1 protein-coding gene is annotated in these 1,076 nt (G+C 63.9%); it reads left to right on the forward strand.

Annotation, left to right across the window (positions count from 1 at the left end):
- Nucleotides 1-78: 78 nt before the first annotated feature.
- A partial coding sequence (locus IE313_RS34600) for an acyltransferase domain-containing protein (RefSeq protein ID WP_229925198.1) occupies nucleotides 79-1,076 on the forward strand: 998 nt, incomplete at its 3' end.

The raw sequence follows: 1,076 nt of genomic DNA on the forward strand, positions 1-1,076 counted from the left end.
GGTAGTCAGCGGAAGCTGGCGGTGTTGTTTGCTGGGCAGGGTAGTCAGCGGGTGGGGATGGGTCGTGGGTTGTATGTGTTGAGTTCGGTGTTCCGGCGGGCGTTTGATGAGGTGTGTGCTGCCTTTGACGGGGTGTTGGATCGGTCGTTGCGGGATTTGGTTCTGGTCGAGGGTGCTGATGAGGAGGTTCTGGCTCAGACGTGTTATGCGCAGCCGGCGATTTTCGCGGTTGAGGTGGCGTTGTTTCGGCTGTTGGAGTCGTTCGGTGTCCGGCCTGATTTTGTCGGGGGTCACTCCATTGGTGAATTGGTCGCTGCTTATGTGGCCGGTGTGTGGTCGCTGCCGGACGCGGTCCGTTTGGTGGCCGCGCGGGGACGGTTGATGCAGGCTGCTCCCGACGGCGGGGCGATGGTGTCCGTCGCTGCTACCGAAGAGGAGGTGAATGCCGAACTCGCTGGTTTGGGTGTGGGGGCGGCTGTGGTGGTGGCGGCGGTGAATGGTCCTCGGCAGACCGTTGTGTCGGGGGATGTGGGTCAGGTGGTTCGGGTGGCCGAGTACTGGCGGGCACAGGGGCGTCGTGTCACTGCTCTTCGTGTGAGTCATGCGTTTCACTCGTCGCACATGGACGGGATTTTGGAGGAGTTCAGGCTGGTGGCGTCGTCGGTTGTGTTCGAGGAGCCGTGTATTGCGGTGGTCTCGGCAGTCACCGGTCGTGTCGCTGATCCCGTCGAGCTGGCTGACCCTGCTTACTGGGTCGGGCACGTTCGTCAGCCGGTGCGTTTCGCCGATGCCGTCGAATATCTTCGCCTGGCCGGGGTGGACACGTTTGTGGAGGTGGCCGGTCACGCGGTACTGACCCAGCAGATCGAGGCCACGCTCGAAGACGCACCGGAATCCTCCGGCACACCGGGTCCGGTGGTCGCCCCGGTGGTTGCCGATCCGCGCCGGCTGCTGGACGCACTCGCCCGTGTCCACGTCACCAGCAGGCGCATCGAATGGTCCGGATGGTTCCCCCACACCCCGGCCACCACCCCCGACCTCCCCACCTACCACTTCAACCACCAACACTACTGGCT

The organism is Streptomyces sulfonofaciens (genome assembly GCF_014656295.1).
Taxonomy (GTDB): Bacteria; Actinomycetota; Actinomycetes; order Streptomycetales; family Streptomycetaceae; genus Streptomyces; species Streptomyces sulfonofaciens.